This is a genomic window from Cupriavidus sp. YR651 (genome assembly GCF_900101625.1).
GTDB lineage: Bacteria > Pseudomonadota > Gammaproteobacteria > Burkholderiales > Burkholderiaceae > Cupriavidus.
On record NZ_FMYZ01000001.1, the window covers coordinates 802,382 to 826,039 of the forward strand.

At 65.3% G+C, this 23,658-nt stretch carries 19 protein-coding genes and 1 tRNA gene; 8 read left to right on the forward strand and 12 right to left on the reverse strand.

The genetic code is table 11. From position 1 onward, the window contains the following. Window position 1 precedes the first annotated feature (1 nt). Window positions 2-142, forward strand: coding sequence for a hypothetical protein (locus BLR29_RS32375; RefSeq protein ID WP_176860865.1), 141 nt, complete (start codon window positions 2-4; stop codon window positions 140-142). Between the two features lie 24 nt (window positions 143-166). On the opposite strand, the gene BLR29_RS03590 is transcribed toward BLR29_RS32375, so the two are convergent. Then, entirely contained in the window at window positions 167-2,095 is a 1,929-nt protein-coding gene (locus tag BLR29_RS03590; RefSeq protein ID WP_092134648.1) for an ATP-binding cassette domain-containing protein, read from the reverse strand. 472 nt (window positions 2,096-2,567) lie between these two features. Between BLR29_RS03590 and BLR29_RS03595 the strand changes: the two genes are divergently transcribed. Continuing rightward, window positions 2,568-3,500 (forward strand): amino acid ABC transporter substrate-binding protein, encoded by a 933-nt coding sequence (locus tag BLR29_RS03595; protein ID WP_092134650.1) that lies wholly within the window; start codon window positions 2,568-2,570, stop codon window positions 3,498-3,500. A gap of 128 nt (window positions 3,501-3,628) precedes the next feature. Next, window positions 3,629-4,813, forward strand: a complete 1,185-nt coding sequence (locus BLR29_RS03600) for a benzoate/H(+) symporter BenE family transporter (protein ID WP_092134651.1) — start codon at window positions 3,629-3,631, stop codon at window positions 4,811-4,813. A 20-nt stretch (window positions 4,814-4,833) separates the two neighbouring features. Here BLR29_RS03600 and BLR29_RS03605 read toward each other — a convergent pair whose 3' ends face one another. Continuing rightward, entirely contained in the window at window positions 4,834-5,364 is a 531-nt protein-coding gene (locus BLR29_RS03605) for a hypothetical protein (protein ID WP_092134653.1), read from the reverse strand. Window positions 5,365-5,700: 336 nt separating this feature from the next. Between BLR29_RS03605 and BLR29_RS03610 the strand changes: the two genes are divergently transcribed. Continuing rightward, window positions 5,701-6,030: a DMT family transporter gene (locus BLR29_RS03610; protein ID WP_092134654.1), complete on the forward strand. Its 330-nt coding sequence runs from the start codon at window positions 5,701-5,703 to the stop codon at window positions 6,028-6,030. Window positions 6,031-6,086: 56 nt separating this feature from the next. On the opposite strand, the gene BLR29_RS03615 is transcribed toward BLR29_RS03610, so the two are convergent. Further along, a complete protein-coding gene (locus BLR29_RS03615; protein ID WP_255371074.1) occupies window positions 6,087-6,362 on the reverse strand; it encodes a hypothetical protein in 276 nt (91 codons plus the stop codon). 211 nt (window positions 6,363-6,573) lie between these two features. On the opposite strand from BLR29_RS03615, the gene BLR29_RS03620 reads away from it, so the two are divergent. After that, the gene (locus BLR29_RS03620) at window positions 6,574-7,410 is read left to right on the forward strand and encodes a phosphatase PAP2 family protein (protein ID WP_255371075.1); all 837 of its coding nucleotides are present in this window, start codon (window positions 6,574-6,576) and stop codon (window positions 7,408-7,410) included. A gap of 753 nt (window positions 7,411-8,163) precedes the next feature. Here the strand turns inward: BLR29_RS03620 and BLR29_RS03630 are convergent. Continuing rightward, window positions 8,164-8,238: transfer RNA gene (locus tag BLR29_RS03630), tRNA-Arg, on the reverse strand. A 254-nt stretch (window positions 8,239-8,492) separates the two neighbouring features. Beyond that, the gene (locus tag BLR29_RS03635; RefSeq protein ID WP_092134660.1) at window positions 8,493-8,984 is read right to left on the reverse strand and encodes a lecithin retinol acyltransferase family protein; all 492 of its coding nucleotides are present in this window, start codon (window positions 8,982-8,984) and stop codon (window positions 8,493-8,495) included. A 444-nt stretch (window positions 8,985-9,428) separates the two neighbouring features. On the opposite strand from BLR29_RS03635, the gene BLR29_RS03640 reads away from it, so the two are divergent. The 3 genes from BLR29_RS03640 (at window position 9,429) to BLR29_RS32680 (ending at window position 12,081) form a co-directional block, all read left to right on the forward strand. Further along, complete coding sequence (locus BLR29_RS03640) at window positions 9,429-9,719, forward strand: hypothetical protein (RefSeq protein ID WP_092134662.1); 291 nt, start codon at window positions 9,429-9,431, stop codon at window positions 9,717-9,719. A 100-nt stretch (window positions 9,720-9,819) separates the two neighbouring features. Beyond that, window positions 9,820-10,593, forward strand: a complete 774-nt coding sequence (locus BLR29_RS03645) for a PP2C family protein-serine/threonine phosphatase (RefSeq protein ID WP_092134664.1) — start codon at window positions 9,820-9,822, stop codon at window positions 10,591-10,593. Between the two features lie 342 nt (window positions 10,594-10,935). Beyond that, the gene (locus BLR29_RS32680; protein ID WP_218132679.1) at window positions 10,936-12,081 is read left to right on the forward strand and encodes a fimbrial protein; all 1,146 of its coding nucleotides are present in this window, start codon (window positions 10,936-10,938) and stop codon (window positions 12,079-12,081) included. Between the two features lie 31 nt (window positions 12,082-12,112). Here the strand turns inward: BLR29_RS32680 and BLR29_RS03655 are convergent, their stop codons facing one another. From BLR29_RS03655 to BLR29_RS03685, 7 genes are all read right to left on the reverse strand, one after another. Then, on the reverse strand, window positions 12,113-13,435 hold the full coding sequence (locus BLR29_RS03655; protein WP_092134665.1) for a sigma-54 interaction domain-containing protein: 1,323 nt from the start codon (window positions 13,433-13,435) through the stop codon (window positions 12,113-12,115). Next, window positions 13,432-16,572: a peptidase domain-containing ABC transporter gene (locus BLR29_RS03660; RefSeq protein ID WP_255371076.1), complete on the reverse strand. Its 3,141-nt coding sequence runs from the start codon at window positions 16,570-16,572 to the stop codon at window positions 13,432-13,434. The genes BLR29_RS03655 and BLR29_RS03660 overlap by 4 nt, the downstream gene beginning before the upstream one ends. Further along, window positions 16,553-17,305 carry a peptidylprolyl isomerase gene (locus tag BLR29_RS03665; RefSeq protein WP_092134667.1) on the reverse strand — a complete coding sequence of 251 codons (753 nt, stop codon included), beginning with the start codon at window positions 17,303-17,305 and terminating at the stop codon, window positions 16,553-16,555. The genes BLR29_RS03660 and BLR29_RS03665 overlap by 20 nt, the downstream gene beginning before the upstream one ends. Before the next feature lie 20 nt (window positions 17,306-17,325). After that, window positions 17,326-18,708 carry an HlyD family secretion protein gene (locus BLR29_RS03670; protein WP_092134668.1) on the reverse strand — a complete coding sequence of 461 codons (1,383 nt, stop codon included), beginning with the start codon at window positions 18,706-18,708 and terminating at the stop codon, window positions 17,326-17,328. Continuing rightward, complete coding sequence (locus BLR29_RS03675) at window positions 18,705-21,485, reverse strand: FHA domain-containing protein (protein WP_092134670.1); 2,781 nt, start codon at window positions 21,483-21,485, stop codon at window positions 18,705-18,707. Before BLR29_RS03675 ends, BLR29_RS03670 begins: the two co-directional genes overlap by 4 nt. Before the next feature lie 198 nt (window positions 21,486-21,683). After that, window positions 21,684-23,153, reverse strand: coding sequence for an efflux transporter outer membrane subunit (locus tag BLR29_RS03680; protein ID WP_092135427.1), 1,470 nt, complete (start codon window positions 23,151-23,153; stop codon window positions 21,684-21,686). Between the two features lie 215 nt (window positions 23,154-23,368). Beyond that, a complete protein-coding gene (locus BLR29_RS03685) occupies window positions 23,369-23,638 on the reverse strand; it encodes a hypothetical protein (protein WP_092134671.1) in 270 nt (89 codons plus the stop codon). Between the last annotated feature and the right edge of the window lie 20 nt (window positions 23,639-23,658).

The following is a 23,658-nucleotide window of genomic DNA, read 5'->3' on the forward strand; positions in this document are numbered from 1 at the left end:
CATGATCGCGGCGCGGCAGCGCTGGCTGAAGGGACTGGGCCTGCTGGCGCTGGCGGTGGCGCTGACGCTCGGCTTCCTGGCCTACCTGCGGCCGGCGTTCATGGTCGACCTGACCAATATGGTCCTGGCCTGGTGCGGCTGAGTGGGTCCTGGCGAAAGGGCGGGGTTACTGCGTCTCGCCCTTCGTTTTAGCCTCAAGCACTTCCCAGCGTTCCAGCGCCTCCAGCAGTTCCATCTCGATCTCGTCATGCCGGCTGGCCAGTTGCGCGGCCTTGCCCGGATCGGTCGCGTACAGCGAACCATCCGCAAGCTGCGCACCGAGGGTTTTCTGCTCGGCTTCCAGCGCGTTGATGCGCTCGGGCAGGCCATCCAGTTCGCGCTGCTCCTTGTACGACAGTTTCACCGTGCGATTGGCGCCGCGGGATTCGCGCGTGGCCTGGGCCTTTGACGCCTCGGCCGGCTTCTGCTCGGCCTGCCGGGCCGCCTGCAACGCTTCGGCACGGGCCGACTGGGCCAGCCAGTCCGAATAGCCACCCACGGATTCCCGCCACTGGCCGTCGCCCTCGGCGGCGATCGTCGATGTCACCACGTTGTCCAGGAATGCCCGGTCGTGCGAGACCAGGAACACCGTGCCGCTGTAGTCCTGCAGCAGTTCTTCCAGCAGTTCCAGCGTGTCGATGTCGAGGTCGTTGGTCGGCTCGTCCAGCACCAGCACGTTGGCCGGCCGGGCGAACAGGCGCGCCAGCAGCAGGCGGTTGCGCTCGCCACCGGAGAGCGACTTGACCGGCGACCGCGCGCGTTCCGGCGCGAACAGGAAGTCGCCCAGGTAGCTCATCACGTGCTTGCGCTGGCCGTTGACCTCCACCCAGTCGCTGCCCGGGCTGATGGTGTCCGCCAGTGACTTCTCCAGGTCCAGCGCCGTGCGCATCTGGTCGAAGTACGCCACCTGCAGGTTGCTGCCATTGCGCACGGTGCCGCTGTCCGCGGCCAGCTCGCCCAGGATCAGCCGCAGCAGCGTGGTCTTGCCCGCGCCGTTGGGGCCGATCAGGCCGACCTTGTCGCCACGCATGATCGTGCCGGTGAAATTGCGCACGACCCCCTTGTCGCCGTACGCCTTGGAGACATCGATCAGCTCGGCCACGATCTTGCCGGAGCGATCCGCCTGGGAAACCTCCAGCTTCACGTTGCCCTGCACCTCGCGGCGCGCGGCGCGCTCGTTGCGCATGGTGACCAGTCGCTGGATGCGGGCCACGCTGCGGGTCCGCCGCGCTTCCACGCCCTTGCGGATCCACACCTCTTCCTGTGCCAGCAGCTTGTCGAACTTGGCCTGCTCCACAGCCTCGGCGGCCAGCAGGTCCGCCTTGCGTGCCTGATAGGCGGCGAAATTGCCCGGGAACGACACCAGCCGGCCACGGTCGAGTTCGACGATGCGCGTCGCCACGCGATCCAGGAAAGCGCGGTCGTGGGTCACCAGCAGCACGCTGCCACGGAAACCCAGCAGCAGGTCTTCCAGCCAGCGGATGGCTTCCACGTCCAGGTGGTTGGTCGGCTCGTCGAGCAGCAGGATGTCGGGCTCCGCCACCAGCCCCTGGGCCAGCGCCACGCGCTTCTGCAAGCCGCCGGACAGCGCATCCACGCGCACGTGCGGATCCAGCCCCAGCTTTGCCAGCGTGGATTCCACGCGGGTGCGCAGCTGCCAGGCATCGGCGGCGTCGAGTTCCGCCTGCACGCGATGGAGTTCGGCCAGCGTGGCCTCGTCGTGATGGGTTTCGAGCCTGGCCAGCGCGGCGTCGTAGCGGATCAGCAGGTCGTGGGCCTCGCCCATGCCCTGGCTGACCGCATCGAACACGGTCAGGCCCGGCTCGAACTGTGGCTCTTGCGCCACATATGCCGAAGTAACGCCACTTTGGCGCGCGATCAGCCCGTCGTCGGGCGCGGACATGCCGGCCACGATCCGCAGCAGCGACGACTTGCCCGTGCCGTTGCGGCCGATCAGGCCAACGCGTTCACCGGCTTCCAGCGAGAAATCGGTGTGGTCAAGCAATGCCACATGCCCGAAGGCAAGCTGGGCATCGGAAATGGAAAACAGGGCCATGGTGCGGAGACGGGTAACGTGCGGCGCGCGTCAGTCGGGGATCGCGGGTCGATCCCAGCGCGCAAGGCAGGCCCGAATTGTAGACGAGTCGGCGGCCCGGCCACGGGCACCGGCGCCCAAAAAAAGAAGGGCCCGTTTGCACACGGGCCCAAGAGTCTCTCCTCGGTGCCCTGCTCGCAAGGCACGATTGAAGGATACGCATAGGCGTCGCGCACCAGAAGTCGGAGAAATCCGTAAGGGAAAGTCCCCGTCAACCGCCGGATGGGGGGAACGTTGCAAGCGAGCACGACTACTATCGCGGCGGTTGTGTCTCAGCCGTTCGCCGTGGAACAATCAGCGCCATCGGATTTCTCCGAAAGCACAACAGCGGTATCAGAAGAAGGCAGTACGAGAGAGCCGGACCCATCCGGCCATCGGGTGGCTATCCGCCACCAGGGGTTTTTTCCTGACAATTTTCGGACGGGTGTCTTTCATGACCAATTCTGGCCTGCCGCGCCGTGCCTCGCTCAAGAGGCTGGCGCCTGTCGTACTTTCCCTTGCCGCCCTGCTTTCCCTGCCGGCCATGCCGCCGGCGCAGGCAGCTTCCAACTCCGTGGTCCTGCGCATCCAGCAGACCGGCGCGATCCGCATCGCCCACCGCGAAAGCTCGGTGCCGTTTTCCTTCGTGGTCGACGGCAAGCCGATGGGCTACGCCGTGGACCTGTGCCTGAAGGTGGCCGAAGCGGTGCGCACGCAGCTCAAGATGCCGCAGTTGCGCGTGGATTGGGTGCCGGTGACGCCGGCCTCGCGCATCCCCGCCATCGTCGACGGCAAGGCTGACCTGGAATGCGGGTCCACCACCAACAACCGCGAGCGCCGCGACCAGGTGGCATTCACCATTCCGCACTACATCGCCGGCAGCCGCATGCTGGTGAAGGCGGACTCCGGCATCCGGAAATGGAGCGACCTGCGCGGCAAGACGGTGGTGTCGACCACCGGCACCACGCCGCTTGCCATGGCTCGCAAGATGGATGAATCCGGCACCCTGGGCCTGAAGGTGGTGGAGGCGAAGGACCATGCGGAAGCATTCGCGATGGTGGAGTCCGGCCGCGCCGACGCCTTCGTGATGGATGACGTGCTGCTGTTCGGCCTGCGCGCCAATGCGAAGAATCCAGCGACGCTGGCCGTGACCGGCGACCTGCTGACGATCGAGCCGTACGCGATCATGCTGTCGAAGCACGACGCCGAGTTCAAGAAGCTGGTGGACAAGGCGATGGTGGCAGCGATCTACGATCAGGAAACCCAGAAGCTCTACCGCAAGTGGTTCCTGGCACCGATCCCGCCGAACGGCATCACGCTCGACATCCCGATGAGCTACCTGCTGCGGGATTCGTTCAAGTTCCCGAGCGACAAGGTCGCGGACTGACCTCCCCGGGGGCGGCGACCGTCCGCCCCGCCTCCCTGCTGCCGCCGCGGGCAAGCGTGTTCCGCGCCGGCGCGCGCCCGTGCGAAGATGTCGGCCACGCCGCACAGCCCCTCCCCGCACAAGACGCCATGACCGCCGCCTCCCCAAAACTGTCCGACCTGTCCGTCTCCACGACGGTGGCCGGGCTGATCGCCCTGCTGACCGGCTACACCAGTTCGCTGGTGCTGATGATCCAGGCCGGGCAGGCGGCGCATCTCAGCGACGCCCAGATTTCGTCGTGGATCTGGGCGCTGTCGATCGGGATGGGGATCACCACGCTGGTGTTGTCGCTGGCGATGCGGGCACCGGTCGTCACCGCGTGGTCCACGCCCGGTGCGGCACTGCTGATTGCCAGCCTGCCAGGTGTGCCGTACCCCGAAGCCGTCGGCGCCTTCCTGCTGGCGGCGCTGCTGATGACCGCGGCGGGACTGACCGGCTGGTTCGACAAGCTCATGAAAGCGTTACCGGCCAGCATCGCCTCCGCCCTGCTGGCCGGCATCCTGTTCCGGATCAGCGTGGATGTCTTCGTGCAGGCCCAGCACCAGACCTTGCTGTTGCTGGTGATGTTCGCCGCCTATCTGGTCGGGCGGCGCGGGTGGCCACGCTACGCGGTGCCGGGCGTACTGGGGATCGGCGTGGCGCTGGCCGGCGCGCTGGGCCAGCTGCACTTCGAGCACCTCCGCCTTGCCGTGACCTTGCCCGTGTGGACCACGCCGGCGTTCTCGCTGTCCGCATTCGTCAGCATTGCGGTGCCGCTGTTTATCGTCGCGCTGGCGTCGCAGAACATCCCCGGGCTGGCCGTACTGCGCGCGGACGGGTATCACGTACCGGCCAGCCCGCTGATCACCATCACGGGCGTGGCGTCCGCCATCCTGGCGCCGTTCGGGTCGCACGGCATCAACCTGGCCGCGATTACCGCCGCCATCTGCACCGGTCCGCAGGCCGACGCCGATCCGCGCCGGCGCTACATGGCCGCCGTGGTTTGCGGCATTGGCTATCTGACAATGGGCGTGATGGCGGCCAGCATCGCGGCGCTGTTCGCGGCGTTTCCAAAGGCCCTGGTGGTGGCGGTGGCCGCGTTTGCGCTGCTGGGGTCGATCGCCAACGGGCTCACGGTGGCCATGCAGACGCCGGCCGAGCGCGAGTCGGCGCTGCTGACGTTCATGATCACGGCCTCGGGGATGACGCTGGCCGGCGTGGGCTCGGCGTTCTGGGGGGTGGTGGGCGGGATGCTGGCACTGGCGGTGCTCAGGCCGCGGCAATCCGCCACCTGAGCCCGGACCCCCTCTAGCACCTACAACAACAGGAAGGCCACGTCGGCGGCGCAGATCTGCGTCACCGGCACACCCTTGCGACGCTGGAACAGCACGTGCTCCAGCACGCGGTCGCGGTGTTCGGCAAAGACGGCCGGATCAAAGCTCAGCGCGGCCGTGGCGTAGTGTTCGGACAGCAACTTGTAGACGCGGTGACGAACCAGCAGCATCTCGTTGTCCGCCTGCAGGCGGGACAATTCCGCGCTGTTGTCTTCCTCGAGCTGGCGCATGCCAACCACCACGCGCGCGTGCATGCCGCGATAGCGATCGATCTCCGCGTGCGCCTTGCGCAACTCCTCGCGCAGCGCCCGCACTTCCTGCATCAACTTGAGATTTTGCTGGACGCCCCGCTGAATGCGGGACGCTTCTTCCAGCGCGTGATCGGCGGCGGCAATCGTGTTCTGCCACACGCCCTCGCCGGTGTCCTCGTGGTGCGCCGGGTCCGATGCGCCCTCGATTTCGGCGAAGCGCGGTTTTGGCCAGGCCGTTGCCGTCTCCAGATTGTTGCTCATACCGCTCCCCTTTATCCCTACAGCAACCTACCTGCCACCAGCTTTGTTATGGTGCCGGCATGGTCAGGCGAACACCGCGACATACCTGAGCCGCCTCTTTTGTCTTCCCGAGCGACCCTTGCGTCATGCGCATACCTGCATTCAAGACCTCTATGCGACGTAATACAACCACCGCAAGGGGGTAATCCATCTGCCCGAGACCCGCATGGTGCTTGGGCTTACGGCAATTCAGAGCCGGCCTTGCAGCCCCATTTGGGGTGTGCCGCCGCATAATATCGCGTCCGGAGCGCCTTACCCGCCGCTTTCGCCCCAACCCAAGTGACACGCATCAAGGTTATGAACGGATACGTACTCCTCGCCCTGGCCATCGTCGCCGAAGTCATCGCCACCAGCAGCCTGAAGGCCGCGGAGAATTTCACGCGGCTGTGGCCCAGCGTGCTGGTCGTCACTGGATATGTCGCGGCCTTCTGGCTGCTGATGCAGGTCATGAAGACCGTGCCAGTGGGGGTGGCCTACGCGATCTGGTGCGGTGCCGGCATCGTGCTGGTCACGCTGATTGCCGGCGTGCTGTACCGCCAAGTGCCGGACCTGGCCGCATGGATCGGCATCGCGCTGATCATTGCGGGCGTGGCGGTCATCCAGCTGTTCTCGAAGATGACGCACTGAGTCGTGGAGTGGGGAATGGGGAATGGGTAATGGCCGGCTGCTCCGCCGGTGGCCGGTCAGCTCTTGGGCGGCAGGGTGCGGAGCAGGCGGTTGACCTGCACCAGCGTCTCGCACTCGTCGGCATTGCGCTTGCGGCGCTGGTCGATGATCTCCAGCAACGCCCGGATCTGGCCGTTCTTGACTTCGCAAGCGGCCTTGCCAGCTTCCACGCAGGCCACGTCGATCTCGCCGCGCAAGCTTTCCTGAACGATATCGATCAGCGCGGTGCAGCCGGACGTATCCGCCAATGCGGGATCAGGCGTCGCCGCCATGGCATGGATAGCGCCAAGCATGGCAAGCGCCGGTAGCCAGCGGTGAATCGTCCTGACAGGGAGCATGTGCGCGGTGATGAAGATGGGACCGCATCCGGCGGCGTCGGGCGCCCTTGCGGCGCGCAGCCGACATCATAGCGGTTTGGCCCGGCGCCGAGGCCGCGGGATGTTGGGGACCGCGCAGAACCGGCTCGGCTAGTGCTCAGGGGGATGAAGTCGGGACCGGCATCTGGTGGCATCGGGCGCGCTTGCAATCCAGCCACAAGTTCCCGCATCCCCGCACATTGTGTGCGCCAGCCGACCAAAGCAATTTGCCCGAATTGGTAAGGTGCGGTTCCATCTCGCTTCCGGACGGCAAAGGAATGTGCACGCGATGAATCCATTCGACAGCACCATCGTTCACTTCCTGAACCAGTTCGCATTCCGCTCGGAATTTTTTGACCGCGCCGCTTTGGCCATGACCCAGTTGTATATGCTGCGCGGCGTGCCAATGATTGCCCTGCTCTGGTGGATCTGGTTTCGCGATGGCGACAGTGCGACCAGGCAGCGCGATCGGGAAATCATCATCACGACCATTTTTGCCGGCCTTTGCGCGCTGGCCCTGGGCCGGTTTCTGGCGCACTGGGTACCGTTCCGCATTCGGCCTTTCGCAAACCGCGAGCTGGGGTTGCATTTCCCCATGTCCTCGGAAGATCGCATTCGCACCTGGAGTGCCTTCCCGAGCGACCACGCGATGCTGTGGGTCGCCGTGGCGACCGGCATCCTGCTGGCGTCCTGGCGGGCGGGTATCGTCGCGCTGGCGTACGCGCTTTTCGGCATCTGCCTGACGCGTGTCTATGTCGGACTGCATCATCCGACCGACGTGCTCGGGGGCGCCGTCATCGGCGCCTCACTGTGCCTGCTACTGAACCTGACGCCGTGCCGCCAATGGATAGCCGCACCAGTCCTGTACCTTTCAAGGCGCTACCAGGCCCTGTTCCATATGGGCATGTTCTTACTGAGCTTTGGACTGGCGACCCATTTCGACGAATTGCTGATGATGAGTTCGGCGCTGCTGAAGCTCGCCTGAAGGCGTTGTGGCAGCGGCGAGTTTGTTGAGCGCGTGCAACACGGTGCAACCGATACGTTGCAATGCGAATTTCCACGGTTTGTCATGTGGCCGATTGGCTGGCCAGATCACCAGGTACCCAGGCTCAAAGGAACCGGTGCCAGAAGGTGCGCGGGCAATTGACGGGGAAGCCGTAGGTCTTGGCAGTGAATCCGCATCGACTGACATCGCTGATGCGGTCCAAGGCGTAGGCATAGCCAAACAAGGCAACGAGAAGTAGCGCCAGGACATACGTCGGGATGGCACCACACAGGGTACGCAATAGCTTCATAGTCAGGCTCACAAAGGTTAGCTACATCGGAAAACGAAGTGCCCTACCGGTGACCCGTGCCAGTTCTCTGAGTGACTGGCTTGAAAACTAAACGCCGTGCTGGACAACCATACCAAGACTTGGCCAAAAACTGAATGCCGTGAATACCATTAGGCAATTTAAGGGCGCGTGTTGAAGCAGCGCGGAATTCCAGGCCCGCCGACAATCGGACGCAACCAGGGCGGTTTGCAAGGTAATTGGAAATGAGAGGTTCGACCGTACGGGCATCGCTCAGGGGCACCGAGAGTCGGGGCATCGAGTGATGCCCCCGGGGAAACCCCGAAAATGGTGGATGCCAGCGGGTCGCGGCGATCCTTGGCAAACGTTGGCGAACCAGGTCAGACCGAAAGGCCTTGAATTGGCTTGACCGGGTGAACGTTGAAGAACGTCCGCAGCCTTGATGATGGTCCCGCCGACAGGAATCGAACCTGTATCTAGCGCTTAGGAGGCGCTCGTTCTATCCATTGAACTACGGCGAGCGGACCGTCTGCACGTTGCTTGTGCCGCGCTGGGGCGGCCAAGCCGGAAGACGGGGCGGAGTATAACAAACTCCGCCGCGCCCGGCCTCTTCTGCCGGTTGTTTCACGTATCCCGCGGCCGGTGCCGCGCGCGCTCGCCCTGCCCTGTCCGCATCCACGATGGCAGGCACGTCCGCTGCGGCTGTCGCAGCGTTCCCAGTCGATCAGTCCGGTCATGGCAGGCTCCTTGGGGTTGTAAGGGTCAGGCGGGTAAATCAGGCGGCATGCAGGCCGGAGCCCGTGCCGGTCGACGACAGGAAGGCGCGGACCATTCGCAGCACCGTATGCACGGCGGCACGCGGGTGGCGCAGGCAGGTTTCCACTTGCTCGCTGCGGCCTTCGCCCAGCAGGCACCACGTGCAGAAGTGCTCGCAGTTGTTGGTCAGCAGGTGGTAGTGGCTTTCTCCCAGGCGGGTGCGGGCACGTTCCACGGCTTCCACGCCGATGTAGCGGGCGCAGGGTTCGGGCTTGACCGCCACACCATGGCCGTGGGCGAACTGTTCGAGCGAGGTTTCTTCCACCGGGGCGGCGTGCAGCGTGTGGCAGAAGCCGGCGTAGTGGATCACGCGGCCGTGGCCGACGTAGATGCCGTGGTGGATGTAGCCATTGCGTTCCGTGACCAGATGGGCGCCAGGCAGGTAGTCGTCGTCGGCCAGCGCGATCGGGTCGCTTTGGCGTGCGGCTTGTTGTTGGTCTTGGGCGTTCATGGCAGGTCTCGGTTCGGTGTCTGTTGGCTGCAGCCAGTGCTGCGTCGTTGCCAACCAACCGCATCAAGCGTGCCAATGACACCGATCGACGGCGCCACAAGGCTTCCCGGGGAATCCGGCCAGAATCGAGCGCCGGAGTCGTCGGCGAGCATCCAACACCTTTTGGCTCACTGTGTTGGCGTCCCACCACCAGCAAGGTCCCGCCAGCATGGCTTTCACGGCGGGAACAGGCCGACGGCCGACTGGTGGGCAAAATCCACCACCGCAGGCGAGCCTGTTGGAGGGCCCCCAACGCCGCAAGCGTCGCATGCGGCATATTTCGGGCGGAATCTTGCCCGGACGCCACGTCCACGCCACCATGGCGACGGTGGCACACCGCTTGCTCTTATCAGGCATCGCGCAATGCGCAGCCCGGGCCGGACGGCCCCGACTCAGGAGACCACCATGGCCACGCTTATCATCAAGGACCTCGACACCCACCGGGAGCTGGATTTCCGCTCGATGGCCTGCATTCGCGGCGGCGGCGCCCCGTGGGTGTTCGGCTGGATCCAGCCCTACTTGCCGTCCCGGCCCAGCGCGTCTCCCGTCGTGAACTTTTACGAGATCAACTACAGCTTCTATGCTGATCAGATGAACAACCAGTTCCAGAACATCGACGTCCACAACAACGCGCCGAATTCGACCATCACCGTCGACGCCAACCTGGACGCCCGCAACAAGGGACGGCTGGTCTGAGTCCTGCCGGTAGCCGGCGAGACTCGCTGGCTACCATTTGACGGCTGCCCCAGGGGGCGGCGCTTGCGCGGAGCCGCACCGATCCGCGCCGGAGCACAACGTGACCTGCGCATCGCAATTCCGCTGGACCTCCGCCGCCTGTACAGATGTCGGACTGGTGCGGGAACGCAATGAAGACGCCTGCCTGGATGCCCCCGAACGCGGCGTCTGGGCGGTAGCCGACGGCATGGGTGGCCATGCCGTCGGCGACTTTGCGAGCCGGGCCATCGTCCAGGCCCTGTCGGCGATATCCCCCGGGGACAGCCTGGAGTCCACGCTGGACGTCGCGCGCGCGGCCATGCAGGCGGTCAACCAGGCGCTGATCGACGAAGCCCTGCGGATGAAGGTGCGGGTGATCGGCAGCACCGTGGTGACGCTGGTGACCTGCGAGCGCCGCTGCGGCTGCCTCTGGGCCGGCGACAGCCGGCTTTATCTATTCCGCGCCGGCCATCTGAAGCAGCTCACCCGCGACCACAGCCAGGTGGAGCGGCTCCGCGCGCGCGGCCTGATCACGGCCGAGGAAGCCAAGCACCATCCCGCGCACAACACCATCACGCGCGCCGTGGGCGCTGCATCCACGCTCGACCTTGAGCAACTGACGCTGGAGATTGGTGATGGCGACATCTTCCTGCTCTGCAGCGACGGGCTCAGCAACGAGGTCGAGGACCCCGAGATCGCGGAAGTGCTGGCGGGTGGCGATACCGAGTGGGCGGCGAAGAAGCTGGTCGAGCTGGCGCTCGCGCATGGCGGGCACGACAACGTGTCGGTGGTGGTGATCCGCGCCGAGGATATCGGCGGGGGATCGGACATGACGCTGCTGAATCCGGAGGTTTGACGCCCCCGGTTTGCCTTCACACGATTCCCGGATGCATCGGCGAATTTCACGCCAAGGGTCTGGGATCGACACATCCCTCTCCGCCGCGCTCACTGGGGGAATGGCTGGCACGAAGTCTGGCGCCACGCCCGGCTCACGTGCACCGCACGTGCTCCATCCGTATCACGGCGAGTGGCCCGGGATGTACCCGGTGACGCATTCGAATCACCTCGGGCTCCCCCTTTCGATCGATGAGACGGTAGCGCCCTTTTAAGCATTCTCTGATTTACATTCAGACGATTCTGAAAGACGACTCCCGCTTTCGAGTTACTCCTATTCAAGCAGCTCAGGGCTGCAACCAGAATGGATCAACTGACAGGCACGCCCCCTCATCGCCCGTCCCGCACAATCCGCTTTCGCGCCCCATTCGAGAAAAAAATGGCCTGCAACGCTGGTTCTCTAAGCGCCCTGACGCTTGCATGTCCCTCGCCCGCACAGGCTTCCATGCACGCGAGACTACTCTCGCTCGCCAAATGCGCTATTTCCCACATGGTCGTGGGCATTGCGGTCATCTGCCTGCCTGGAATCGCACTGGCCGATTGCAGCAGTGACGGATCCCTAAGCATTGATGTTCCCGTGAAATTCAGCGCCCCAATCAATGTCGGGCGCGACGTCGCCGTCGGACAGGATATTTCAGCCGCGTACTTTCACCCGGTAACGGCGAACGCAGGATTTGGCACTTGTACCCCGCCAGGTGGGAATGCATATTGGCAAGGCAATAGACCGCTTGCGCCCGGCTTCCACGATGTATATGAGTCCGGCGTGCCTGGAATTGGATTGCGCTTTGAAATGGCCGTATCCAGTGGACTGTGGAATGGATCCTTCGTCATCCCTTACACGCAATCCAATCGCAACAACACCCATCTGAATTTGGCATGGCATACCGCTGACTATGTCAAAGTTCACATCGTCAAGACGGCGAGCACGACGGGAAGCGGCCTCGCCACACCCGGGACATACGCCACCATGGCCTTGAATTCGGGGCCCACGAGACTGACGATCTCAATCCCTCCCGACGGGCTCCATGTCAATACCGTGACCTGCCAGACGCCGGATGTTGTGGTCAACCTCGGTAACCACGCCACTTCCGAGCTGGGTACCGTCAACGCATTTTCAGCGTCGACCAACTTCGAGATTGCCCTGAACAATTGCCCCGGCGGCATCAAGGCCATCAAATACGAGGTGGATGCGGCCACCTCGATTCTGGATGCCGACAGGGCCGTCGTTGCGCTGGATGCCGCCTCCACGGCCAAGGGGGGAGTTGGCGTGCAGCTTTTGGATGGCGCAGGAAACCCGCACAAGCTGGGGGTTTCCAACACATTGAGCGGCGTCGATCCCAACGGCGGCAACTACAAAATCCCCTTGCGCGCGCGGTACTTCCGAACAGGAGCAGGCATTGGCGCCGGTAGCGCGAACACCTCCATGACTTTCACCATGTCGTACGAATAGAACGAACCAGGTGGCATTGGCCAAAAGCCACCTACTTCCCCCCCTCCGCCTGCCGGTTGTTCCTGAAGTCCTTCGAGTGAATCCCGTGCTTCTTCAGCAGCATCTGCACGTGGGAGCGATTCATGTCGAAGCGGCGCGCCAGTTCGGCGACGGTGCCGCCCACCTCCTGCAACCCACGCTCCAGAAACGCGCGTTCGGCCTCGTCGCTGGCCGCGCGTTTTGCCTCGCTCAGCGATGTGGCGGTGCTGCTCAGGTCCGTTACCGTGGCCTTTCCGCCTGCGATGGCCACCGCTTGCAGTCCGGCGGGTTTCGGCCGGATGTCCTGCGGCAGGTGCGCGAAGTCCGCCGTATCGCCCGCCAGGCATGACAGCCGGTACATCAGGTTGCGCAGCTCGCGGATATTGCCCGGGTAGTCGTAGTGCAGCAGGAAGTCCCGCAGCCGGGGCGTCAGCTTGATGGGCCTGCGCTTGAGCAGCCCAGCCGCTTCGTCGCCAAAATACGCCACCAGCAGCGGGATTTCGTCGCGCCGTTCTCGCAACGCCGGTAGCGTCACGTGGATCACGCTGAGCCGGTAGAACAGGTCTTCGCGGAACGTGCCCTCCTGGCTCATCCTGCGCAGGTCCTTGTTGGTCGCCGCGACGATGCGGGTGTCCACGGCAATCACCTCGTCCGATCCCACGCGCTGGATTTCGTGCGCTTCCAGCACGCGCAGCAGCTTCACCTGCCCCGTCAGTGGCAGTTCGCCGATTTCGTCGAGGAAAATGGTGCCGGTATGGGCGCTTTCGAACTTGCCGCGCCGGTCGTTGGACGCGCCCGTGAACGCGCCCTTCTTGTGGCCGAACAGTTCCGACTCCAGCAGGCTATCCGGAATGGCGCCGCAGTTGACCGAGATGAACGGCTTGTCGGTGCGCGCGCCGTTGGCGTGGATCACCTTGGCCATCAGCTCCTTGCCGGTGCCGCTCTCGCCGTCGATCAGCACCGGGAGGTCGGTCGGCGCCGCCTTCTCGGCAATCTCCAGCGCCTCCAGCAGCTTGGGGTTGTCGCCGAACGTCCCTTCGAACACAAAGCTGCGCTCGAGCAATGCCTGCCGGCGCTCGCGCGAGGACATGTCCACGGGCTCCACCTCGGGCACTTCGGGCTCGCCCGTGGCAGACGCCGCCGCGACAAAGCGCTCCTTGTGCGACAGCCCCATCACTTCGTCGCGCAAGGTCGTGGCCTGCTTGAGCAGCTTCTCGATCTCGGGCCGCTCCAGCCGCGACGCCCAGCGCAAGGTGGAGCGCAGGATCTCGATCTTCTCCATCAGGCCGGCAAACGACACCGCGGACGTGACAGGCGTTGGGTTGTATAGCTTCATGCCGCGCTCAGCTGTTTCTGAACCAACTGGTAGTACATGCCGCGGCGCGCGAGCAGTTCCTCGTGCCGCCCCTGTTCCACGATCCCGCCTTCGTACAGCACCAGGATCGTGTCTGCCTGCATGATCGTGCTGAGCCGGTGCGCGATGATGACCGCCGTGCGGCCGCGCAGGATGTCCTGCATGTTTGCCAGGATGTTGCTTTCCGACTGCGTATCGAGCGCCGACGTGGCCTCGTCGAACACCAGCAGCCGCGGATCGTGATACAGCGCGCGGGCGATGCACAGCCGCTGGATCTGCCCGCCCGACAGCCCGATGCCCCGTTCGCCCACCACCTGCTCGTAGCCCAGCGGCAGCTTGGAGATAAACGGATGGGCGTCCGCCATCTTGGCGACTTCCTCGATTCGCCGTCGATCGGGACTGTCGTCGCCACAGGCAATGTTCTCGGCGATGCTCCCCGAGAACAGCAGGTTGGTCTGCATCACATAGCCCACCTGCGCCCGGAAAAACTCGGTGTCGATCACGCCGACGTCGTAGCCATCCACGGTCATCGATCCTTCCGTCGGCTTGTAGAAGCCCACTAGCAGCTTGGCGAGCGTGGTCTTGCCCGACCCGCTGCGTCCCACGATGGCCACCATCTCGCCGGGCCGCATATGGAAGCTGATGTTCTCCAGCACGTAGGGCGTGTCCTCGCCGCCATAGCGGAAGTAGACGCCATCAAAGCGGATTTCGCCCTGCAGGTCCGGCAGCATCACGCGCGACAGCACGTCCTGCGGCTTCTGCTCAGGCTCCAGGTCCAGCACGTCGCCCAGCCGCTCCATCGCCACGCCGGCATCGTTCAGTTGCCCCCACAACGACACCAGCCCCATCAACGGCGCCAGCACGCTGCCCATGAACGCGTTGAACGCGATGAGCTGGCCGATGGTCAGCTCCCGCTCCAGCACCAGCGTGGCGCCGACCCAGAGCACGGCGATGGTCGTCGCCGCGTTGAGGACCTGGCTGACCAGACCGACGAGGATATGGAACGACTGCGCGTGATACTGCCGATCCAGCGCCTTGGCGTACTTGCGCTCCCAGCGCAGCCGCACGGGCCGCTCGATGCCCATGCCTTTCACCGTCTCCGCACCACCCAGCGTTTCCATCAGGTAGGCCTTGGCATCGGTCGATGCGGTGAAGACCTCGCGCGCGTAGTTCTTCACCTTCGGCGTCACCACCACGGTCAGCCCCGCGATGGGAATCACAAACGCGATCAGCAGCAACGTCAGCTTGACGTTGTAGAGGAACATGATGGTGAAGTAGATGAACACCATCAGCAGGTTCAGCGCCGTGGTCACCGTGGACTCGGTCAGGAAGGCGCGGATGGTCTGGTTTTCCTGGAAGCGCGCGAAGATGTCCCCGGTCTTGCGTTTGGCGAAGAACGACAGCGGCAGCGATAGCGTGTGCTTGAAGAAGTGCGACATCATGGCGAAGTCCATGTTGCGCACCATGAAGTTGGCCAGGTAGGCGCGAATGGTCACCATCAGCTGCGTGAAGACGTTGGAGATGACCAGCCCCAGGATCAGCAGGTGCAGCAGCCCGACGTTCTGGTGCACCACCACGCCATCCAGGATGTTCTGGATGATCAGCGGCGGCACCACGCCCAGCATCTGGATCACGAACGTCGCCAGGAACAGGTGCGCGAGGATCTTCTTGTAGGGGGCCAGGTAGCTGATGAAACGCAGCCAGGGCGACCGCGCCACGGCCAGCTGCGTCATCGTCTCGCCGGCCGTGAACAGCAGGCAGGTGCCGCTCCAGCCGCGCTCGAATTCCTCCGTGCTCATCTTGCGGAAGCCGAGGGCCGGGTCGGCCACCCAGACCCAGCGCGCGGAGATCCCGTAGACCACCACGTAGTGGTAGCCCTCCCAGTGGACGATGAACGGCAGCTCGAACCCGAGCAACGCGTCGCGCGTGCATTGCACGCCGCGCGCGGTAAAGCCGAGCGATTCGCCGGCGCGGGCCAGGCTGTCGAGCGTGGCGCCGGCCGTGGTCACGTTGGCCAGCTCCCGCAACTTGCCCAGCGTCATCGGAATGCCGTAGTGGCGGCAGATCATCGCCAGGCAGGCCGCGCCGCAATCCATCTCCTCGGCCTGCTCCACCAGCGCGAAGCGACGGATCAGGCGTTCACCGAATTCCGGCTTGGAATGCAGGTCCAGCAGCACGGGCCGCTTGCGCCGTTCGGCCAGCTTCTTCTGCCGATGCAGCTCGCGATCCACCACACGGATGCGCTCCTCCATCACCTCGCGCAGCCGTGCATTGCGTTCCAGGATCAACTGGACGGTCTTCTCGGGGATCACCAGCAGCCGCGTGTCGGTTTCCGCAATCGCCGAGGCCACCTGCTCCTGCCGCATCACGCAGGCGCGCTCGCCGAAGATGTCGCCCTGGCCGAGCGTGGCAAGCTGGAACGTGTCGCCGTCGTCTTCGCGCACGATGCGCACCGTCCCCTGCCGCACCACATAGAGCCGGCGGTCATCGCGGCCATCCTGCTGCAGGATCGTCTTGCCGGCGGCCACGCGCTTCACGCCGACGCTGCGCACGGCTTCTTCCAGCTCGGTCTTGTCGAGCTTGCCACGGAGGTCGAACAGCCGCGCCACAAAGCCGCCAGCCGAACTGATCGCCACATAGCTGGTGATGAACGCCAGTGCGGCGGGATTGCCCGCCACCACGGGTTCGCTCACGCTGCGCGGGATGGTGATCAGTTCCGTCTTGCCCGATGCGCGCACCGACGACTCGTGCCGGTATTCGCGCAGCAGGGCGATATCCGCGAAGACCTCGCCGGTCTTGCGCACGCCCATGCTGATTTCCTTGCCGTGCTCCTCGTTGAACACGCGGACGGAGCCCGTACGGACGATGACGATGCCATCAGCCGGGTCGCCAGCGTTGCACACGGTGTCGCCAAAGCCGAACGTCAGCGTCCTTGCGCTGGCCGCCAGCCGCTCGATTTCTTCGCGCGACAGCGGCGTCAGGATCTCCACGGTCGCCAGGAAATCGGCCAGCGCGGACTGGCCGGTCGGCGACGATGCGCCAGGCGACGGCGGCTCACCGGCTGCCGGTGCGCCCGCCGCGACGGTCGATGCGGATTCGCTAGCGGGCTTCGATGACATGTTCCTGCGCCCTCGCCATCAACCAGTCCTCGCGCAGCCGCCGCTTGACCTCCATCGTCACGTCGGCATCCAGCCGGGCGGGATGCTTGGCCCGCACGAGAAAGACCTCGAAGAAGGAGCGATCCGGCGCCGGAAACGGCCCCAGCAGGTCGCCCGGCTCCGCATTGAACACCTTGGCCTCGATATCGCCCTTGAGCGATCCGCGCAGCACCTTGCCGATGTCGCCGCCCTGCTCGCGCGTGTCGGCGATGGAGTGCTCGCGCGCCATCTCGGCAAAGCTGTCCGGGTCATCCTGCAGGTACGACACCAGTTCGCGCGCCTTGCCTTCCGTGTCCACCACGATATGGCTGACCTCGATGCTGTCGAACTTCGGCGAATTCAGCTGGAAGTACTCTTCCACCGCCTCGTCGTTGCAGACGCTCGCCAGCATCTTCTCCTGGTAGAGGCTGTCCGTGACGAAGGCCTCGAACTCGTCCAGGGTGATGTTGAGCGCGTCGAGATAGTGATTCATGTCCGCCGCGCGATGCAGGCCCTGCACGCGCCGGAACTGGTCGGCGCGCTCCTGGATCTCCTCCGGCGTCGGCTTGATGCCGTGGCGCCGCGCCGCGTGCGCGGTCAGCTTGTCGCGCACCAGTTGCTCGACCAGCCCTTCGAACTGGCCGGTCAGCTTCAGCACCCTCACGAATTCTTCGACGCCGATTACTTCCTCGTCGATTCGCACGATGGCTGTCATCGCCCTCTCCTCTTGCGTTGTTAGCCCGCGACCTGGCGGAACGGATCCAGCCCCAGGTCGATCAGGCGCCGCTCGCGCACCACAATCTCCGCCGTGGCGGTCATGCCGTAGCGCAGCGGGTACTTGTTGTTGGCCACGGCGTAGTAGTCCTGCGCCAGTCGCACGCGACCCTCATAGACGGGCTGCTTGTCCGGCCCCGACGGCTTGGTGGCCGGCGAGATGTATTCGAGCGTTCCGGCAATCAGGCCGTATCGCTGGAACGGAAACGCGTTGAACTTGAGCTTGACGGGCAAGCCTTCGCGCAGGAACGCGCGATCGCGCTCGGCGATCTCGATCCGCAGCATCGGCCGCGCATCCTTGGGGGCGATGCCGCCCAGTGGCGCGTTGGCCTGAACCTTGTCGCCGCGCTGCGTCGACGTGACGTCCGTGATCACTCCCGACACCGGTGCGAGGATCAGCAGGAAGTTGTCCTTGTCGATGTTCTCGAACTTGATGCGCGCGGCGGCCTCTGCCACCAGCCGCGCGGTCTGCACCTGCAGTCGCAGCTTGTCTTCGGTGTTGCTGATCTCGCGCATTGCCGCGTCGTACTGGATCCGCAGGTTCGCCAGCTCCTGCCCGCTGCCTTCCAGTTGCGCGCTGGCCTGCGTGTATTCCTGCGATAGCCGCGCATCGAGTTCCGCCAGCCGCGATTGCGCGACGCGCAGGTTGTTCTCGGCCTCCTGCGTGGTGGCGCGTTTGGACTCCACCTGCGATTGCGACACGCCGCCGCCGGCCGGCAGCGCGAACAGCCGCGCGTAACGATCCTGCTCCTGGCGGGCAAAGTCGCGCGCGCGGCGCGCATTCTCGAGGTTGCTGCGTGCTTCCGCAAGCTGGGCACGCTGCTGCTCCGCCAGCCGCGTGGTGCCCTCGGCCATGCGGTTCTCGTGCTGGCGCGACGACAGTTCGATCTGCTGCTTGAGCGCCGCCGCCTTGCGCTCCATCAGCACCTTGCGCTCGGGAAACTGCTTCCACTCGCGCTCTGAGTCCTCCAGCTTCAGCTGCGCCTCCAGCGCGTTGGCGGCGGCCTCGATGGCGCCGCGCGCATTCAGGCGCGCCACGACGTCATCCTTCGACACCGGCTGACCCTCGGCGACATAGAGGTCGGCGAGTTCGCCGTCGACGGGGGCATAGAAGCGACGCACCTCGGATTCGGGTGCCAGCGTGCCCTGCGCGCTGACGATGACATCGGCGTGCCCGAAGAACGACCAGATCAGCGCGCAGACCACCAGCGCACACGTGGTGATGACCGTCATCATCGACAGCTTCCACGGCTCCGCGCTGAGGATGGAGATGCCCTCCGCGCTGTGGTCCTCCAGCGCCTCGGTGAGGGGGCGCAGGCGGTTATCGCGGTTGTCGTCCTTCATCGCGCACCTCCCGATGCCGTCTGCGCTGGGGCGCTCGCGCCGCTGTCGCCGGTCTTACCCGCGTCGGCCTTGTTCGCGCCAGTTTCTGTGGTCGAATCGGCCCGGGCTGGCTCTGCCTTCGCGGCATCGGCCTTCGTTGCATCAGCCTTGGTCGCTGCGTCCTTGCCGGCGCTGTCGCCGGCTCCACCGTCCTTCGCCCCAAGCTCCTTGCTGCCCTCTCCGACCAGCGCGAGCTTGGCCTTGAGCACGGCCGGGTCCAGCACCATGCGCAGGTCGTTCAGCGAGCGGCGCTGCAGGTCGACCTCGGCCTGGATCTCGTCGCGCACCTTGCTCCACTGTGCCGAGTCTTCGGCCTTGAGTTGCGCGTAGATGCGCAACCCCTGTCGCGCGTCATCCTGCGCATCGGCCAGCAGCTTGGCCTGCGCGCGGAACTTGGCGGAGATGCCCGAATCCAGCCGTTGCTCGCCGGCAATCAGGCCGTTGTTGCGATACTGCCGCCAGCTGGTCGCCGCGCGATTAAGCAGCGCATTCGCGCGGCGCAGCGCCGCTTCGCGAATACCGTTGACGTCGGCATCGACGGCCTTTACGTAGTAGGCGTCGGCCTCCGGATCCAGCGACGCGTAGAACGTCAGCAACTGGTCCTCGTAGCCACTGCCGCCGCGCGCGGCCTTGACCGCTGCAAACTGCGCGGCCACCTGCTGCTTGTGGGCGACGTCCTTTGCGACGTCGCTGGCCCACGGCCCGCTGGTGACCTGCCGCAGCGCGTCGGTGGCGGCCGCGCTGTCGCCCTGACCCCATGCCTTGGCCGCCAGCGCGTACTGCCGCTGCACATCGGCGTCCGGCAGCCGGCTCGCCAGCAGCTTCTGGTATTGCGCCTGGAACGGCGGCGTGACAAAGCTGGCCTTGCCCATCTGCGCGACCAGTGGCCCCGTGGCGCGGTCACGCAGCGCGCGGATGAGTCCCGTGTATTGCTTCAGATCGCTTTCCACACGATCGAGGCCGGCGAGCCGCGGATACTTGTCCTTGTAGTCGGCCAGCATCGACTGGAGCGCCTCGGGCTGGTCGCGCCCGAGTTCGGTGGCAATCGCCGCGTTCAGCCGGTCGATAGCGGCCAGGAAGACCGAATCGTCGTTCTGCAGCTTGCGCAGGTAGCTCAGGGCCTCGGCGTAGGTATCGCGGAAGGCGGGCACGTAGTTGGCGATACGGCCCAGCGCTCGCTGGTGCGATGCCGTATCGGCATCCCAGCGCGACACCAGTGCGCGAATCTTGCCTTCGTCGGCGTACATCCGGATCGGCGCGTCGGCGCCACCGCGCCCCACGACGAAGCGCTCCAGGTTACCTACCCAGTCGAGTTCGTCGATCAGCCCGCGCCCGTCGGCGTTGTGGCGGCTATGCGCGCGCATGTCGGCCACCACCGCGTCCGCGCCGCTGAAGTCTTTCGCCTGCAGCCGGGCCGTCCACGGCGGCACGTAGGCGTGCATCAGCGCCTCCGTGCCGAGGGCCTGGTACTGCGCGCTGTCCGGGTGGCGGCTCAGGTAGTCGTCGGCAACGGCCGCGGCCCGCACATACTGCCCTTCCTGCATCAGGTCCTTGAGCGTCCGGTCTGCCGCGCCGCGCCAGTACAGGTAGCCTCCGCCGACAGCCACCAGGATCGCGCCCACCGCAGCCCAGCGGCCCACGCGCTCCAGCTGCTTGCGGTCCTGGAGGCCAAAGCTGCGCGCCGCTTCCGACAGCAACATGGCCACCTTGCCGCGTGGTGCCGGCTTGTGCGCGGCATGCTGCGCGGCGTCGGGCATTTCCTCCGGATTGACCTCGTCCTCCTGCGCGGCGCTGTAGTCCATGCAGAAGATATCCAGGAAGGAATCGGCCGCGCCGACGAACGTGGTCTTGTCGGCATCGCCGTCCGCCGGCAGCGCGGCCGGCGCGTCCATGGCGCCTGCGGCAACACCGGGGCCAGCGGTTCCACCGGCGCCACCCACGCCACTTGCGCCGGCAGTGGTCTGCAGCGGCGATTCCGGCGGTGGCTCGAAGATCATTGACTTCGTCGCCGTGATATCGGCATCGGCCTCGCGCTCGATATCCACGCGATACACGAAGTGGCTGCCGCCCAGCGCGATCACATCGCCGGGCTCCAGCCGGATCGACTGGTCGTCCAGCTTCACGCCATTGACGAAGGTGCCGTTGGTGCTGCCGAGGTCTTCGATCCACGGCGCGCCGGCCTTGATGTAGATATGGGCATGGCGGCGCGACAGGTAGTTGACCTGATGCGGATAGTCGTTCTTGTAGCGCGCGAAGGTATCGTCGGCCTTGCTGAAGAGAAACGGAAACCCGGTGACGATGACCGGTTGCAGGCCCAGGTCCTCGCGCACGGGCGCCAGCGTGACGGCCACGCGTGGCGCCTCCGGTGTCGGCGGGCGCGGATACAGCCGCACGCGATACGACAGCGCCGCGCCAAAGCTGACCTCGTCGCCATCGCGCAGCACGGCGGGCTGCTGCGCCACCGTGTCGCCGTTGACGCGCGTGCCGTTCTTGCTGCCCAGGTCCGCCACGTAGACCGCGCCATCCTCCGAGAAGATGCGCGCGTGACGGCGCGAAAGTACCGAGATCGCCTCCGAGGGGTACGCAACGAACGGGGCCTCGCCGCGACCGATGGCGAACAGGTCTTCGCCAATGCGGATCTCGCCCAGCTCGGGACGCGATACGGGCATCAGCAGGACGTCGAAGGCCTGACCCGCTCTCACCGGCATTTCCATGATCAGGGCATCGTCGCGCGTCATGTTTCAACGGAACCAACAGTCGGGCCTGTGGCGCAGCGCAGTGTGTCGGTCTGCTGGCAGCCGACGAAGAGACGGCAGGTCACGGGTAAGAACATAGTAGGCCACGCATTACGGGAGTCAATCCGCTGCGCCGCAGCGTTGCGCGAACGCATGGCGCAGGCGGGTTTCAAGGTTGAAACGCTTTGGTCGCGAGAGCGCCTAAGGCGCCGCGTTCGCGCTGGTCTTGAGGCCGTAGCCGCCCGGTGCGTTGCGCACGTCGGCCGACGGCCATCCGCCGCCCAGTGCCTTGTAAAGCGTGACGGTGTCGGACAGGATTTGTTGGTGGACCGCCAACAACGCCAGTTGCGCCTGCAGCAGCGAACGCTCGGTCTCAAAGACCTCCAACTGCGATGCAATGCCTTCCTTGGCCTGGGCCTCGATCTGGCTGGAGACCACGCGGAGCTGATCCACCTGTTGCTGCAGTTCGATGCGCTGCTTCTTGTGTGCGTCCACGTTCACGAGCGAGCTTTCCACTTCCTCGAACGCGGTCATCACGGTGCGGCCGTACTCGTTCTCGACCACGCCGATATTGGCCTCGGTGGTCTTCACGCGGGCCCGCACGTTGGGGTCCAGCATCGGCAGGTTGATGCTGGGCATGAAGCCGAACGTGAACGACTTGAGCAAGTCGGACAGCGCGAAGCTGGCGGTGCCCCCGCGTGCGGTGAGGCTGACGCTGGGCAGTTGCGCCAGCCGGGCCTGGCCGACCAGGTTGTACGCAGCCAGCACGCGGTATTCGGCGGCCACGATGTCCGGGCGCCGCGCGAGCAGTTGCGACGGCAGCCCGGCCGGCACCACCGGCAGCTTCACGCGGTCCTGCAGCCGGCCCGGCGGCACCTTGAAGTCGCCCGCGGGTGCGCCGACGAGCGTGGCCAGTGCGTTCTCGCCCACGTCGCGAGACCGGCGCAACTCGATCAGGTCCTTGTTCAGGCGGTTGATTTCCGCCTGTTGCTGCATCACGCGGATCTGCGGCAGCAGGCCATTGGCCAGCATTGCCTTGTAGGTCGTCAGGATCTGGTTGTTGCGATCGATCGTGTGGCGCTGCTGCGCGATCTGCTCGTCGAGCTGCAGGATCGTGAAGTACGTGACAGAGACATCGGACACCAGCGACAGGTAGCCGGCGCGCCAGTCGGCTTCCGTGGCGCGGAATTCCGCGGTCTGGGCCTGTACGCCTTTCTCCACCTTGCCCCAGATGTCGATATCCCAGTTGACCGTGCCGCCCAGGTTATAGGTGCGCGACACCGGCTGGCCGGTGGTCTTCGAGATGTCCACGCCGGCGCCGATGTCAAACACCGGCAGTGCGCCCGCCTTGGCCTCGGCAATCTGCGCGTTCGCCACGCGAATGCGCGCCGCCAGCACCTTGATGTCGTAGTTGCCGGACAGCGCCCGGGCCACCAGCTGGTCGAGGTACGGGTCCTGGAAACCTTGCCACCAGTTGGGCACGATGGTTTCCGTGGGCGACACGCTCACCGATTCCTCACGCGACCACGACGCCTTGGCCGGCGTTTCGGGACGCTTGTACTCGGGTGGCCGGAAATCGGCGCAGCCGGCGAGCAGCGTGGCACATAGCGCGGCCCCCAGGGCCAGACGCGGAGTCAGGCGGCGGACGGCGATGGCAGGGAGGAAAGCGATCACGATGACATCCTGCTTGGAACGCCATCGGACCCTGACTGCAAGTCCCGGCGCTCGATCTGTATTGTGGTGCGCGGCGAAGCGAGCTCCAACCTCAAAATGCGCGAAGTCGAAGGATCAAAAAAAGCGCCGGGGCGGAGGTGTCCCGGCGCAAGCTCCCCGTGCGGTTTGAGGCGCCGCGCGCGGCGGCGCCCTACCGTTCTGAACCGGCTTTATCAGTAGATGTTGTTGTGTGCATCTTGCGACGTATGCACATCGTTCTTCATATGGTCCTGGAAGGCCGAGCCATTGCCGAAGTAGCTGGCGACCTGCTGCATTTGCTGGTTGCTCTGGTTGATCGTGGTGGTCTTCTCGAACGACAGCTTCACCGGCGTGTAGATCGAGGTGTAGGGGGCGAAGATGCCCAGGCCGCCGCGAACGGCGCGCAGGCCTTTGGCGTCGAGGGTTTCGGTCGAGGACAGATCGATGATGGTCAGGGTGCTCATGGCAGTCTCCAGGCGGGTGC